The 14,736-nt window shown below is 42.0% G+C and carries 15 protein-coding genes; 6 read left to right on the top strand and 9 right to left on the bottom strand.

Annotated elements, in window-relative coordinates:
• Positions 1-92 precede the first annotated feature (92 nt).
• The 7 genes from CW735_RS09705 to CW735_RS09675 all read right to left on the bottom strand — a co-directional run bounded on the left by CW735_RS09705 (position 93) and on the right by CW735_RS09675 (position 6,789).
• Positions 93-581 carry a site-specific integrase gene (locus CW735_RS09705; protein ID WP_100971884.1) on the bottom strand — a complete coding sequence of 163 codons (489 nt, stop codon included), beginning with the start codon at positions 579-581 and terminating at the stop codon, positions 93-95.
• On the bottom strand, positions 582-1,343 hold the full coding sequence (locus CW735_RS09700; protein WP_100970740.1) for an IS5 family transposase: 762 nt from the start codon (positions 1,341-1,343) through the stop codon (positions 582-584). It lies immediately after the preceding gene.
• 79 nt (positions 1,344-1,422) lie between these two features.
• Complete coding sequence (locus CW735_RS09695; RefSeq protein ID WP_157812673.1) at positions 1,423-2,277, bottom strand: hypothetical protein; 855 nt, start codon at positions 2,275-2,277, stop codon at positions 1,423-1,425.
• Between the two features lie 988 nt (positions 2,278-3,265).
• Positions 3,266-4,771: an IS66 family transposase gene (tnpC, locus tag CW735_RS09690; protein WP_100971880.1), complete on the bottom strand. Its 1,506-nt coding sequence runs from the start codon at positions 4,769-4,771 to the stop codon at positions 3,266-3,268.
• A gap of 86 nt (positions 4,772-4,857) precedes the next feature.
• Entirely contained in the window at positions 4,858-5,208 is a 351-nt protein-coding gene (gene tnpB / locus CW735_RS09685; RefSeq protein ID WP_100971818.1) for an IS66 family insertion sequence element accessory protein TnpB, read from the bottom strand.
• Complete coding sequence (gene tnpA / locus CW735_RS09680) at positions 5,205-5,531, bottom strand: IS66 family insertion sequence element accessory protein TnpA (RefSeq protein WP_232368427.1); 327 nt, start codon at positions 5,529-5,531, stop codon at positions 5,205-5,207. Before tnpA ends, tnpB begins: the two co-directional genes overlap by 4 nt.
• 307 nt (positions 5,532-5,838) lie before the next feature.
• The gene (locus CW735_RS09675) at positions 5,839-6,789 is read right to left on the bottom strand and encodes an IS30 family transposase (protein WP_100971878.1); all 951 of its coding nucleotides are present in this window, start codon (positions 6,787-6,789) and stop codon (positions 5,839-5,841) included.
• A 323-nt stretch (positions 6,790-7,112) separates the two neighbouring features.
• Here CW735_RS09675 and CW735_RS09670 point away from each other — a divergent pair, with 323 nt between their 5' ends.
• A complete protein-coding gene (locus CW735_RS09670; protein ID WP_232368409.1) occupies positions 7,113-8,324 on the top strand; it encodes a tyrosine-type recombinase/integrase in 1,212 nt (403 codons plus the stop codon).
• 244 nt (positions 8,325-8,568) lie between these two features.
• Positions 8,569-8,919, top strand: coding sequence for a hypothetical protein (locus CW735_RS09665; RefSeq protein ID WP_100971876.1), 351 nt, complete (start codon positions 8,569-8,571; stop codon positions 8,917-8,919).
• Positions 8,920-8,995: 76 nt separating this feature from the next.
• On the opposite strand, the gene CW735_RS09660 is transcribed toward CW735_RS09665, so the two are convergent.
• Entirely contained in the window at positions 8,996-9,418 is a 423-nt protein-coding gene (locus CW735_RS09660; RefSeq protein ID WP_071978962.1) for a universal stress protein, read from the bottom strand.
• Between the two features lie 139 nt (positions 9,419-9,557).
• Between CW735_RS09660 and CW735_RS09655 the strand changes: the two genes are divergently transcribed.
• On the top strand, positions 9,558-10,046 hold the full coding sequence (locus tag CW735_RS09655) for a c-type cytochrome (RefSeq protein ID WP_100971874.1): 489 nt from the start codon (positions 9,558-9,560) through the stop codon (positions 10,044-10,046).
• 71 nt (positions 10,047-10,117) lie between these two features.
• Here the strand turns inward: CW735_RS09655 and CW735_RS09650 are convergent, their stop codons facing one another.
• Positions 10,118-11,746: an FMN-binding glutamate synthase family protein gene (locus CW735_RS09650; RefSeq protein WP_100971872.1), complete on the bottom strand. Its 1,629-nt coding sequence runs from the start codon at positions 11,744-11,746 to the stop codon at positions 10,118-10,120.
• A 324-nt stretch (positions 11,747-12,070) separates the two neighbouring features.
• Here CW735_RS09650 and CW735_RS09645 point away from each other — a divergent pair, with 324 nt between their 5' ends.
• The 3 genes from CW735_RS09645 (at position 12,071) to bfr (CW735_RS09635) (ending at position 14,720) form a co-directional block, all read left to right on the top strand.
• On the top strand, positions 12,071-13,654 hold the full coding sequence (locus CW735_RS09645) for a cation:proton antiporter family protein (protein ID WP_100971870.1): 1,584 nt from the start codon (positions 12,071-12,073) through the stop codon (positions 13,652-13,654).
• Positions 13,655-13,776: 122 nt separating this feature from the next.
• Entirely contained in the window at positions 13,777-14,253 is a 477-nt protein-coding gene (bfr, locus tag CW735_RS09640) for a bacterioferritin (RefSeq protein WP_071978966.1), read from the top strand.
• A complete protein-coding gene (gene bfr, locus CW735_RS09635; RefSeq protein WP_100971868.1) occupies positions 14,253-14,720 on the top strand; it encodes a bacterioferritin in 468 nt (155 codons plus the stop codon). The genes bfr (CW735_RS09640) and bfr (CW735_RS09635) overlap by 1 nt, the downstream gene beginning before the upstream one ends.
• Positions 14,721-14,736: the final 16 nt, after the last annotated feature.

Here is a 14,736-nt window from a genome sequence, read left to right as displayed (position 1 = left end):
TTATTAGCAGATGACCGCTTTTGACCAAACTGAGACTATCAGTACTTATCTAAGATACGCTATCGCCAAGTTCAAAATAATGGATTTTTTGCTCAGAGCTTTCGTTGAGAACCTTTGCGTATTCTATCTCTGTGTGCGGGAGCTACATAAATTTCAACTGTAGTTTTTACGCTGGCATGGCCAAGTTCTTCGGCTAGCATAGTTTCGTTCAATTCATCTAATGCTTGAGTAGCACCGGTATGCCTCAACCAATGCGATGATGCGCCGGCTATATCAAGCGCCTGTTGTTTCTTTCCACTCTTCATAAGAGTAGAAATAACTAAATCGAACGCCTCTTCAACAATATTATTGACACTGTCTTGCTTAAGCGGTTTATCAGTTTTGGTAGACGGGAGGATAGGAGTGTCTTCATCGATTCTGGGAAGGGGGGCTAAGTCCATCGATTCACGGTATCTACCCAGCACACTTTCGATATATGAATCAGGTACCGTTACTACACGTTCTTTTTTTCCTTTGCCTACGACATGTAATACCCAGCCTTCATTACTAGGGTCTGTTGATCTTTGCTGTACATATTTCACTCAGCAGTACATGGGTAGCCACATCATTGAAAATGCCAGTGATACCATGCTGGCATAATTCCTTGCTAATTTTTCATACCTCGTTGATATTGAACGATAATGCTTTATTCGAGCAAAGGCGTTTTCAACAAGGTGACGATATTTATAGAGACACCAATCAACGCTGTCTTTATCTATATCCTGACCATAGTTTCGTTTGGGTATGACTGAAGCACCACCTTTAGCTTCAATATATTTCCTCAAAGTATCACTATCGTACCCTTTGTCGCCGACGAAAATGTTAACTTCTCTTAAGTGATCAACTAGACTTTGAGCGCGAGCGATATCATTTCTCTGGCCTTCTGACAGTTCAAAATATATGGGGAGCCCGCCACTATCCACGGCTAGATGAATTTTTGTTGAGTTACCACCTCGGCTCTTTCCAATGCATTCATTATCAGTAGTAGCAGCTCCGGTACTATGCTGATGAGCTTTAATAATTGAACCGTCAGCAAAGACCCAATCGTAATCAGCTAGTTTAGCTAACTCATTGAATAACATATTCAATAAACCTTTCTTTGACCATAAATTGAATCGGCGATAAACGGCGCTCCATCTGCCAAATTCTGCCGGTAAATCACGCCAAGGAATACCGGTTCTCAGCCGGAATAATATCCCTTCAAACGTCATTCTATGTTCTGGTTTGTTGTAAATGCGGCCAGTGCTCTTCATTACTTGAAGTAGCTTTTGCCACCGCTTATCAGTTAGCATTAGTCTTGGCATGGTAGTGAGTTGTTCTTTTACTTTTGGCGAAGCAAATTATAACTCTTTACCATGCTGTTCAAAAACTAATCACGAAAGATCAACACGCCTTAGGGTCCGGTCTAAAATGATTGAACAAAGGGGTGTAATAATCACGAGAAGATAATTCCGAGATTCTTAAGAACAACACTTTTAGGGACAACACTACAAACCTGTGAATTTCAAACTTTGGGTTTCCGTCAGCTGCATCTGTCAGACACTTTATAAATGTATCCCAGACCTCATCGTCAAATGTATGTGGCGGCTGATATACCTTACCTTTAATCAGATATTTACAGTTTTTCTTAGCGTCAGCCAAATAGTTACGCATAACTAGTTCAGCATCTATTAGCCATTTAAAAAAAACATTTAATGATGCATACGAATTGCGAAGTGACGTTTGGCAGATTTTATAGGCATGTTTAGTGCTGGAAGCTTTACCAGGTGCTATCAATAATTCGATTTTCCGATTTGCTTTAGGCGTGCGATGCACGAAAGGGCGCCATTCTGGATTGACTACGCGAATATCTGAATTAGATCTGTATTTAAAGCGGCTCGATATTGTTGTGTCAGCAATTAGTTTTTTTGGTGGTGACCAAATCCAATCGATATACAACTTTATGTCTTCAAGTTTAGTATCTAGAACAGATTTACCGCGTTCGTGCCAGCAAAACAAGGTAAATCTCTCTGCCTCATTTCTGAACCTTGATTGCGTGCCTTTTGCATTGCTTAAGCCTGTTACCAAAAAATTAAGTAATTGCCTCAAATCGTTTTTTGCAGGAATGCCTTGTTGCTCAAATGAATCAAGATACTCAGACAAAGTAGGGTACACCGATTTAAATTCTTGAGTGTCAAGAATATCTCGCAGTGACGCTTGTAGGTCGATGGTGTCAGTAATGGCAAGTTGAGATGTCATGTCACGGTATTCCAGGTTTATAAGAAACACTTTCTATCTTTGATATAAAACTTAAATGCCAGAATCCAGCAGGCAATCAGAGCGCCGAGAGCTAGTTTATCGTACCGTCTAAGAAATTTATCTCTGATAACATCTTCAATTCCTTTAAAAACTCCTTGTAGTTGAAAATTTTTCATATCATGGTGACCATAAGCGCTTATCAAGAAGAACAGGATAATCCCTAACAAGAATGCAAAAACACATCACTTAGACATTAGAACAGCATACAAAAATTCCACCATCCAGTTTGGCATTTAACACAATCCTATAAACAAATATTGCTTCTTACTTCAGGTAATTCACATTAAACGTAGTGTTCCGAATGTTCAAATAAAATTCTTTGCATTGAAACCTTCTTTGGCAATTGAGGGTGATTGATGTCAATTCTCAGATGATTAAATCATTATTTTACAAACTCTTTTGCAATTTTGACTAGATATAGACCCCAAGGACGTCGACTTGCCAGTCATCTTTAATTTATAAATGTGTTCGTACGTGAATGAAATCTTATTTGCAGGGGTGTAGCTCGTCAGATTTCACACAGCATCACATATTAAATACCCATCTATATTCGGCGTTATTGTCTTAGCTATAAATACAAAAGTGACCAAGTTTCCTCATCATTGAAAAGCTTAAAGCCGGCAAATCTTACATAACGCCGAAAAAGTATGTAAGCCATCACGCACAGCAAACCGACCAACAAGCCATGCATTAACCCTTCAACCGTCATAATACTTAATTTCGCATAATGTATATTATGTTAAATAAACTATTTATAGAGTAACAAAGATCGGTTTAATTGAGGGCTGGAATTTCAAACCTTACCTATTTAAATTTTAAGTATCTATAATATTAAATTTAGAATTTAAAACCGTTTTATCTTTGAATGAATAATTACAAGTAAGAACATTGTTTAAGCTACTTTTACGTAAGCGTCCGGCAATTCCACCTAGCGCTTAGCAAACTGCCATGGTAGCAGTTGCTCGATATCGACGTCGGGCTTGCTGAGTTCATCAAGGCAAGTCATCACATACTCGAACACATTGAGGTCGTTGGCTTTTGCAGTTTCGATAACACTGTAGAGCACGGCACTGGCGTTTGCGCCTGTGGCGGTTTGGCTAAACAGCCAGTTTTTTCTGCCTATGACGAATGGCTTAATCGCGCGCTCAGCGCGATTATTATCGATACTTAGTTGGCCGTCGAGTGTATAACGTACAAGCTTTTCCCATTGGTTCAAGCAGTATTGTATCGCTTCGCCTAATTTGGTTTTCGGTAACACTTGTTGAACTGATTTCATTAGCCATGCGTGAAGCTGATTGAGCAACGGTAGGCTCTTTTCTTGTCTGGTAAGGTAGCGCGTTTCCACCGTTTTATCTTTTAGCTGTGTTTCGATGCGGTAGAGTTTTTGGATGTGATTGAGCGCCCAATCTGCTTTGCCACTGCCTTTCTTTCCTGCACCTTTTTTGGCTTCGATAAACTTACGACGTGCATGTGCCCAACAACCAATGAGTGTGGCTTGCGTTTGCTCGTAGCCTTGATAGCCATCCACTTGCAGGTAGCCGCTATAGCCTTGCAGGAAGTCTACTGCGCATTGCCCAGCCCGACTATTGTGGTAGTCGTACAACACGATATTGGATGTCGCTGTATCGGTGATATTACCGCTAGGCGAGTCAGCGCCACTGGCGTACAGCCACATATAGCTGTTCGCTTTTTCAGACTCAACGACTTTCAGCGTGGTTTCATCCGCCGCGATAACGGGTTGTTTTAGCAGATGTTGATGAAGCTGTTCATAAAGCGGTTTAAACAGCTCAGCGCAGCGGATTATCCAGTCAGCCATGGTTTTACGACTTAATTCGATACCATGCTGCTTAAACATAGCTTCTTGGCGATAAAGTGGTAAGCCATATTGGTATTTGCTGGTGATAATTTGGGCTAACAAGCTTGGTGTGGCATAACCTTTTGGGATAACGCTGTGAGGCACAGGCGCTTGTTTTACCTTATTGCTGATACCGTCTTTATCGCAAGTACGGCACGCATATTTAGGGCGAACATGCTCAATCACTTTAACCTGAGCAGGAATAAACTGAAGTTTCTCTGACTTATCTTCACCTATACGATGTAACTCACTCGCACAACAGGCACAGACTTTCTCTTCGTCGCTGATATCGTGAACAATAACTTCGCGAGGCAGGTCTTTCGGTAGCGGTTTACGTACAGGCTTTTTACGAGTGTAGCTAATCGCTTCTTCAGCTGTTTCAGCTGTTTCAGTTTCAACAACCAGTTCTTCCGCTTCATTGAACAACTCACCTTGCCCAGGGTGGCCTTCGGTGCTTTTACCGAACTGCTTGTGCTGGGCAACACGGAACTGTTCTTCTAAATAGGCAATCCGCGCGCTCTTCTCTTCAAGAAGCGCTTCAAGTTCAGCAATGCGGGATTGATATTCTTTCTCGTTCATACCGTTATTATCCCGTATTAAGCTGCTGATTACCTTACATTATTAAGACTATTTCGTGATCGTTAATCGCTACTTATGATCACAGGTTATAAGCCGGATGCATTGTAATGCAAGGGCTGATGGCCTATGACATCGTAGCCCGATAACAGCCATTGTAACTGTTGTTCACTCATATGCATCTGTTTTAAGTTCGCATCGACAGGCCATTTAAAGCGATGCTTCTCGAGGCGTTTATACCAGAGTGCGAAGCCCGTTTTATCCCAATAGAGTATTTTGACCTTATCGCGCTTTTTGTTGCAGAAGACGAACAGAGCATCGCGAAACGGATTCAGGTTCATATCCTGCTCAACAACGACAATTAAGCCGTTAATCGATTTGCGGAAGTCGACGATATCCATGTATAGGTAAATATCAGCAGGCTCAACGAACATCTTCATTCGCTTAATGCCTTCATCACAGCGGCAACCCAGTGAGGGTTAATATTGGTTGGCACGCTAAGTTGAGCGTTTCCCAATTTCAGGAGGAGGTCGCCACCCGTTGCTTCGGTGTAGGATTCAACCTTCGTGACTTCACGCTTCACTTGAACAAACTTGCTGCTTGTTCGTTGAAGCCGAATATCGCGACGTCGGGTATAGTAAGTTTGAACATTAATCTGCTGCTGGCGACAAAACTCTACCGCAGTGAGTCCGCTTTGTTTTTGTTGCTCAAATAGATTGAGCCAGTCTTGCACTTCTCTTCGTTGATGTTGCTGCACGGTCATTCCCCTTTGCAAAGAGAACACCATGCCGTAGCTAATTTATGAATTGAATGCGGGGATTACCGGACGGACACACTTTTACGATTATATTTTCTATTTCTAATAATTGAGGTCTGTAATGATTTATTGAAATATGGCGGAAAAAGAATTCGCTTCTTTGTAATATGTTATTTTCATGTGATATCTTGCACATCACGTTAACGTGCAGATTTGGATTCGGCGTTAAGTGTTATGGATTTAAATATCTGTTTAAAATTCAAAGTTTTATGAGTTGCCGCGAATTCAAGTCCGAAGTGCACCACTCGCTAAATTAGGCCGCTCCGCGTAATTTATTAAAGACAACTTCTGGCTGTTTGTAACCAAGGCACTTCCTTGGTCTCAAATTCAGAGCACGTTGCGCTTGCGCAATCTGCTCGTGTGTTACTGTGCCCAGGTCTGTACCTTTGCTGATGTACTGCCGCAGTAACCCGTTAAAGTTCTCATTCAAACCTCGCTCCCAAGACGAATAGGGATTGGCGAAGTAGACGTCTGTTTTCAGCTTTTCAGCGACCAACTCGTGCCCGCAGAATTCGGTTCCATTCTCCGCGGTAATAGTGTGCACATGCCTGCGAAAGCGCCATAACATACCAATCATTGCACGACTAACTTCCGCTGCGCTCTTCGCCGGCACCTTACGAATTAGATAAAACTTACTTTTGCGCTCAACTAAACTCACAATCGCACCCGTTCCATTTTTCCCTAATACGGTATCGGCTTCCCAATCGCCAAAGCGTTTCTTTTTATCAACGATAGCAGGCCTATGCTCAATACCAACGCGGTTCGGGATAATCACGCGTGTCGCGCGACTGCCTTTTCGGTACTTACGTCGGCCATAACGCAGCTGTTTGTGTAACTTGCCTCCCGATAATTTATCGCGTTGCACATAGCCGTAAATCCACTCGTGGCTCACTGGGTGACCGATAAGTTTACCCACACCTGATATTTGCTCGGGACTCCACTTTTCATTCAGCCCAAACTCGACAAAGACAATAGTGAGTGCTGATACACGATATTTTGCTGCACTTCGCCGTCGTTTAACCGTTTTTGATTGCGCAACCTCAGGAAGATAATGCGTACCGCGAATTCTATTACGCCGAACCTCTCGACTTATCGTGCTGTGGCTCACTTTCAAACGATTTCCAATTTCTCGGTAACTGAAACCCTCGCGTAAGTAGGCTTCTATCTGGTATCGTTGTCCCTCGATCAACTGCTTGTAACTCATGGTAACTACTCTTGTTTTTTGGCGATTACAGAGTAACACCAACAGGCAGTTGATCTCTTCTCACCATTTAACCAAGAGTGGTGCACTTATCATATGAATTCGGGACTAAAGTGAGGTGAAATCGTGAGTTACTCGCTTTTTGGCATATTGTATCTTCACGCATGATAATTACAGTTATCATGCGTGAAAGCGAAAATAACTTTTATAAAACAAATAGATATAATCGCATTAAGCTAGAGATCAAGTCTGTTTTAACACGAGGTTGCAGCATGCTAACACGCACACAGCAGCAATCCGCGATTTAACGTCCTACTGGAGATGTTATGGCAACCAATAAACAAAACAATCGCGTACATAACTCGCTGCCAATACCAAACTCAGAATCTCAATTTACTCCATTTACTCCATTGAGCAGTGAATTAGACAACAGAAGTGATGATGACAGTAGCCACGTTTCTAATAGCAAAGATGAGGAAAAGGACCGCGCCCATACTAGTTTCCTGCCTGTAACACACGCATCAAGCTACAATTCGATGCACAGTTACTATAACGATATCTTTTCTAAATTACCTTACAACACTCAGCGCGCTTATATCAGCGACTACAATGAATTTTCAATTTTTTGTCAACAGCAAAACTTAGGTGGCTTAACCGAAAGCTTTGAACATAACGAACATTGTATAAAACAATATGTCGCAGAGTTATGTAAGTCTCCCCTCGCCTACAGAACTATTAAACGACGGCTTTCCGCTTTAAGTAAGTTTTTAGGCGTTGCCAAGTTACCAAATCCTATTGTGCGGTCCGTTTACTTAAGAGATTTTATCCGGCTATCACTTATAGAAAACCGAAAGTTTCGGCTGTCACACAAGCAAGCTGTGCCACTCACTATAGAAATGGTAGAGCAAATTAATAATAAAATAATTCCTGACTCTCTGTTAGAGCTTCGCGATCTTGCGATTATTAATCTGATGTTTGATGCCCTTCTCCGCGCAGACGAATTGGTTCGTGTATGTGTTGAACACATATCCCATAGGAACAATACTGTGTTGGTCGTTTCATCTAAAAGTGATCAAAGTGGTCAGGGACAGTATCGTTATGTTTCTTCAAGCACGCTTTCAATGATTAATGAATTTATCAATGAGGCGAATGTAAACCCTCACACTTCTGAAACAAGAGACACTTCAGACCCCCGTTCTATTTCTAAAGGTGTGCTATTTCGAAGACTGACAAATCATAAAACAGCGCTATTACCCTATGACGAAAATGCTCCGAGTAATCATGCGGCCGTGCTCAATTATTCTAGTGTTTATCGGGTTTGGCAGAGGATCGCGAAACGAGCGGGAATTAAAGAAAATATTACACCTCATAGTGGTCGTGTGGGTGGTGCAGTTTCACTAGCCGAATATGGTGCAACACTGCCAGAACTGCAGTTAGCTGGCGGTTGGCAATCACCAGAAATGCCTGGTCATTACACTAAGCAAGCTAATGTAAAACGCGGTGGCATGGCCAAATTATCCTCAAAGCACAAGCGCTAACGTTCAATTTAAATTTCGGCTTAAACTTTATATAAAACAGAGATATAACTTCAAACGTTAGTTACGCGTACCCGCGAAGGAACAGCCTTTTTGATTTGCCTTTAATGAATCGAACTAAGAAGACGTTTTCTACGTATGAAACCTATATAGAGAATTTATGTAGAGAACCTAAAGTTAAGAACCTACGTTAAGAGCCTCGGCTCACTACGGTTAATTGATTAACGATGTATTTTAAGGAGACAGAATGAGTAATAGTATTAATTCAAAGCATGGAAAGTTACTAGCCGAAATTGTCGTTCCATCGTCACAATGGAAGTTACAACCCGAAAAGCAATCCCCTTTCAAAAGCGATTCCGAAGCGGTTGAATATTTAGACTCTCATAACGAGCCACTTTATCTTCACGTACCTATTGTTGAGAGCGACGACACTGTTCGTCTATCTGTGACGTCACGAGATGAAGATGTCGTGTTTACAATTAAGAGTACTCAAAACGGTGGTGAAACTGCACTTCATTATTCGCATTTAAAAAACTTAGAAAGTACCCTTAGAACACTGGTAAATGATAGCTGCGACCTGTCGATTAAAGCTATGTAGGGTCGGCGCGAGCAGGGCCTGACACTAATAGTCAGGCTAGTTATCTCTCCTGCCCTCGCTTTGCAAAAAGTTTTCCTTAAACTTTAACTGCAAGTACGTCAGTTTTTACGCCATGCAAAACCGCGTTAGCGGTAGAGCCTAGCAGTAATTTAAGCCCGCTTTGACCATGCGTACCTACCACGATAAGGTCTGCGTTTAGTTTTTCTGCTAAGTGATGAATCTCATCTGAAGGAGAACCAATTTCCACATTCACATTAGTTTGCGGGATTTTATATTTTGTCGCAACTTCGTTAAGTACTTCCAACGCTTGCGCTCTTACATCTTCAGAAAAGTCCTTCTCTAAAAAGAAACCATAGGGTTCAACATGAGTTTGTGGGTATGCCACATAAAGAAGATGGAGTTGCTTACTGTCATTGGCAATTGCCAGAGCCTTTTCAACTACAAGTTCATAATCTGAATAAACATCGATAGGTACTAAGATTGTGTCGTAAGTTTGCATTTTAATGTCCTTCCTTATTAGTAAGCTTCTTCAACCATAGTCTATGCTTTCATCAATAGTATTGAGGCAAATCAAGTTTATTAAGTTCATCCTGGTCAATACTAATAGTGAAGCAATAGTGAAACTTAAGGAGAGCGCAATGCGTTTTACACTCATTCTAGCTGCATGCCTTTTAATAGTAGGGTGTGATCAAGGGGCCAAATCACCAAGAGGGTTTAGCTTACCAGAAGGTGATGCCGATAATGGTGCATTGGTATTTAAAAAGTATGGTTGCAACGATTGTCATACTGTAGCGGGTGAAACAGCAGAAGAGGATAAAAATTATCTTATTAGCCACCCCATTCCTCTTGGCGGTAGCAGTGGTCGAATTAAAACCTATGGAGAGTTAGTTACAAGTATTATAAATCCGTCACATAAATTAACGCCTCGACGACCGGCTAGCTTTACTAGTGAGGACGGGGTTTCGTTTATGCGAGTCATCAATGATGAACTTACAGTAAGCGAACTGATAGACTTAGTCGCCTATCTGCAGCCCAAGTATAAAGTTATGCCCTATCGCACTACAGACTACAGATTGTATCAATTGCGCATACCAGAAAAAGAAGTTAATACAAGTAACGACGAGTGAACTGCTTTCTTGCTAACACGTTTATACTTCTGAAAGTGTCGCTAAATTGTAATTCAATAAGGCAGTGTAAATCACACTGCCTTCGTCTCTTTATCAATTTCTGCTAACAAGCTCGATGGCATAAAGCTATCTGCATTTGCCTCTTCAAAATGAAGTTTGAAGCGTTCGGGAATGTCATCATTTAAGAAACACCCTTTCTTCACAAGCGGAAACATTTCGTCGTAGCGAGCTATATTGCACTGGTCTATACGCTTAAATATGTGGGTTCTGTTTAGCTCATTGGTATTTACATGACCCGTAGACGATAGAAGGTCGATTAAGGCATGCACAGTTTTTTGATGAAAGCGGAAAACTCGTTGGTATTTGTCTTCCACATCTAACCCTCGCGCAAGTTTAGGGTCTTGAGTCGCAACGCCAGTTGGGCACTTATTGGTGTTACACGATAGTGATTGAACACAGCCCAGCGCCAACATCATCCCCCGAGCACTGTTTACTAAGTCAGCGCCTAAGCTAAGGTTTTTCGCTAATTGAAATGCGGTAATAATTTTACCAGACGCAATTATTTTTATATCTTGTCGAAGTCCGAAGCCATTTAAACAGTCGTCGACGAAAGCAAGCGCGTCGCGCAACGGAAACCCAATAGAATTAGTATATTCCAAGGGAGCTGCACCTGTTCCACCCTCGCCCCCATCGACGGTGATAAAGTCGGGGGCTATTTTCTTTTCAACCATTGCCTTACACATGGCAATGAACTCGCTTTTTCGGCCCAACGCTAACTTGATACCAATAGGTTTGCCACCGCTTAACTCTCGTAACTTTTCGATAAAATCTATCATTTCTAAAGGAGTGGAAAAGGCCTTGTGTCGAGGTGGAGAATCTACTTGTGTACCTGCTTTTACGCCTCGTATCTCTGCAATTTCAGGCGTGTTTTTGTACGCTGGAAGAATTCCGCCATGACCTGGCTTAGCGCCTTGGCTTAGCTTAATTTCTATCATTTTCACACTGTCTAATTTAGCTTTCTCTTCAAATAGAGCAGCGTCAAAGCCACCTTCTTCAGTTCTGCAACCAAAGTATCCTGTTCCGATTTGCCACACCACATCACCATTATTCTCTAAGTGATATGGTGTTAAACCGCCCTCTCCCGTATTGTGGTAAAAACCGCCTTTTGCGGCCCCTTTGTTGAGTGCTAAAATGGCGTTTTTTGATAGGCTTCCAAAACTCATGGCGCTAATGTTTAGCACGCTGGCATTGTACGGTTTTTTGCAGTGTGGGCCGCCAACCAGAATGCGAGGGTTCTGCTCTACATCATCCACTTCGCGAGCCGCCAAAGAGTGTCCCATCCACTCGTATCCGTTTTCATAAGTGTCCAGCTGTGTTCCGAAAGGCACCGTCTCTCTACTGTCTTTTGCGCGCTGATAAACGATATTTCTAAACATTCGAGAGATAGGAGAACCGCCCGTGTCTGTTTCGATAATGTACTGTTGAATGTAGGGGCGCAGCCCCTCCACGCCCCATCTCACCCGGCCGATTAATGGGAAGTTGCGCAGTATCGCGTGCTTTGCTTGGTTGGCATCGTATAAAGCGACCAGTAGGAGTAGGCACGTTAAAACAAGTCCCCACCAAACCCACGGCAGAACAAAACCTATTGCAACGTTTATAACAACCACCATGGATAACGTAGCTAATATCGTACTTCGCATTTCTCTTCCTTTGCTAAATTCTAACGCTGCTTAGGTACTATAACTCACATATCAAGAGTTGTAGTGTTTGTCCCTCAAGTTTATATCTATGGATGCGTACATCCACGGGATCAGTCTTACACAGTGGTAAGTTATCTGTTTTCCATACATTTTTGACTCAAGTCAAACCCTTTTAAGTTACGCATAACCTAAATTTAACAAATGCTGTGCGAAAATCGAATGTAACGTGGTAATGTTTATAGTATTGAGGGCTGCCACAGCTAGAGTCATTATTTCGACCAGTGGCCAAGACATTTCTTGTCAACAAATAGGGTTATTTTATCCATGGAGTATGCGTTTCTTCTCTTTGCTTTCGTATGTGGATTGACAGTAAAGCTCGTAGGTATACCGCCTCTGGTGGGGTATCTAATCGCAGGCTTTTTACTTAACTTTGCTGGATATTCTCTCACAGAAGACCTGTCACACATTGCTGATTTGGGCATTACCATCATGCTTTTCACCATTGGGCTTAAACTCAATCTTAAAGATTTAAGTCGTCGAGAGGTGTGGATGGGAAGTATTACACACACTCTCGTTTGGATTGGTGTTATAACCTGCACTATATACGGGGTGGCCGCCCTGGTAGCAACTACACAAAATGCCATCACTTTGCAAAGTGCTATGCTTATAGCCTTTGCGTTAAGCTTCAGTAGTACTGTGTGTGTGGTTAAAGTACTGGAAGAAAGTGGCGAGAGCAAAACACGCCACGGTCGCTTGGCGATCGGGATACTCGTTATGCAAGATGTTTTTGCAGTTGTCTTTCTCGTGGCGTCTACGGGCAAGTTGCCATCGCTTTATGCGTTTGGCTTGCTTGCGTTGTTCCCTGCTATGCCGCTTATTAAAAGAGTGATCAATAAGTCTGGTCACGGTGAGTTGCTTCCGCTTACCGGGTTTATTTTGGCACTGGGTGGATATCAACTATTTGAAATGGTAAACATTAAAGGCGATTTAGGCGCCTTAATATTCGGCATCATGCTAGCGCGCCATGAGAAAGCCACCGAGCTCGCAAAATCCTTACTGAGTTTTAAAGATTTATTTTTAATTGGTTTCTTCCTTTCTATAGGGCTTACCGCTCTGCCTACTCTTTCTATGGTTGGTTTGGCGTTACTGCTTTGCTTATTCCTTCCATTAAAAGCGCTACTTTTCTTTGGTTTATTCACCTCATTGCGCTTACGCGGACGCACTGCATATTTAAGCAGTTTAGTGTTAGGCAACTACAGTGAGTTTGGTCTGATTGTAGGCGCTGTTGCCGTATCTATGGGATTATTCGCAGAGACCTGGCTTGTGGTTATTGCGCTAGCAGTATCAATATCTTTTGTTATTACCAGTATTTTATATCGCGGCTCTCATTCTCAATACAATCGCTTTAAAGAGCAAATAAAACGATTTGAGAAAAATGAACGTCTCAAAGAAGACATCTACCCGACCCTTAATGGTGCTGAGTTTTTAGTTATCGGGATGGGAAGAGTTGGAAAAGGAGCATTTAGTGCTTTATCTAAGCTCTCAGACGTGAATGTGTGGGGTATGGACGCTGATAGAGTGAAGATAAAAAGTATGACAGATGACGGTCTGAACGTGATTTGCGGCGACGGTGAAGATGTCGATCTTTGGGAAAACCTTGATTTAACCAATACGGAACTAGTATTGCTCGCACTACCTTCAATTCAAGACGCTATAAACATTACCAAACAGCTTAAAAATGCTGGCTATCGGGGTCGAGTCGCCGCTATTGCCAGATACGAAGATGAAGTATCTTATCTGTTAGAAAACGGCATTGATAAAGTCTTCAACTTCTTCACCGAGGCAGGTTTAGGGTTTGCTGATGAAAGTCTTACTTATGTACGAGAAGACAGAGAAGCTCATTACTAATGCGAACAAAGGATTGATTGAGAACTGTTTTCATTAGTAAAACATTGTTTTTTATAGAAATTTTGACAAACTTCAGTCAATCAACTACACTCTCGCCATAATTACTTAAGAAGGTATTCGCAATGCAAGGTGATAGACAAGTTATAGCGAAATTGAATGAGGTGCTTACAAGTGAACTTACCTCTATAAATCAATACTTTCTGCATGCTCGGATGTTTAAAAATTGGGGCTTTAACGTTCTTAATGAAAAGAACTACAAAAAGTCGATCAAGGACATGAAGCAGGCAGATGACATCATTGAGCGTATTTTATTTCTCGAGGGGTTACCTAACCTTCAGGCGCTTGGCAAGCTTTATATCGGTGAAGATACCGAAGAAATGTTGAAATGCGATGCTCGTTTTGAAAAAGAGCAACTACCACTTTTACGAGAAGCCATAGCCCTCTGCGAAGAAAAGCAAGATTATGTCTCACGAGATCTTTTAGAAGATATTTTAGAGTATGAAGAAGAGCATCTTGATTGGATCGAAACTCAAGAATATCAAATTGATACCATGGGTATTGAAAACTATCTTCAAGCGCAAGTAATGGGAGACGACTAATGAAAGGCAATCAAAACATCATCAACGGTCTTAATGAGCTTTTGTCGTACGAGCTTGCTGCAATGGACCAATACTTCATTCATTCGCAAATGTATCTCGATTGGGGTTTCAACAAGTTGTATGAGCGCATCGATCACGAATTTGACGATGAGCGCGGCCATGCCACCAAGCTTATTGAACGTATGCTGTTTTTGGAAGGCACTCCGGATATGACGAAGCGTACCGGCTTTAAAGTGGGTACCGATGTTCCAGAGATGTTAGAAAGCGACCTTCGTGTTGAATACGAAGTTGATGCGAAACTGCGTGAAGTCATTGCACTTTGCGAGCAAGAAAACGACTACGTTACCCGCGATATGCTCATTGTGTTGCTTGATGATACTGAAATGGACCACGCCCACTGGCTAGAGCAGCAGTTAGGCCTGATTAAACGTATTGGATTACAGAACTATCTTCAAGCCATGATGTAACAGACAAAGAGCTGAG

Source organism: Alteromonas sp. MB-3u-76 (assembly GCF_002831605.1).
Lineage (GTDB): Bacteria > Pseudomonadota > Gammaproteobacteria > Enterobacterales > Alteromonadaceae > Alteromonas > Alteromonas hispanica.
This window is presented reverse-complemented; position numbering and strand designations above follow the sequence as displayed.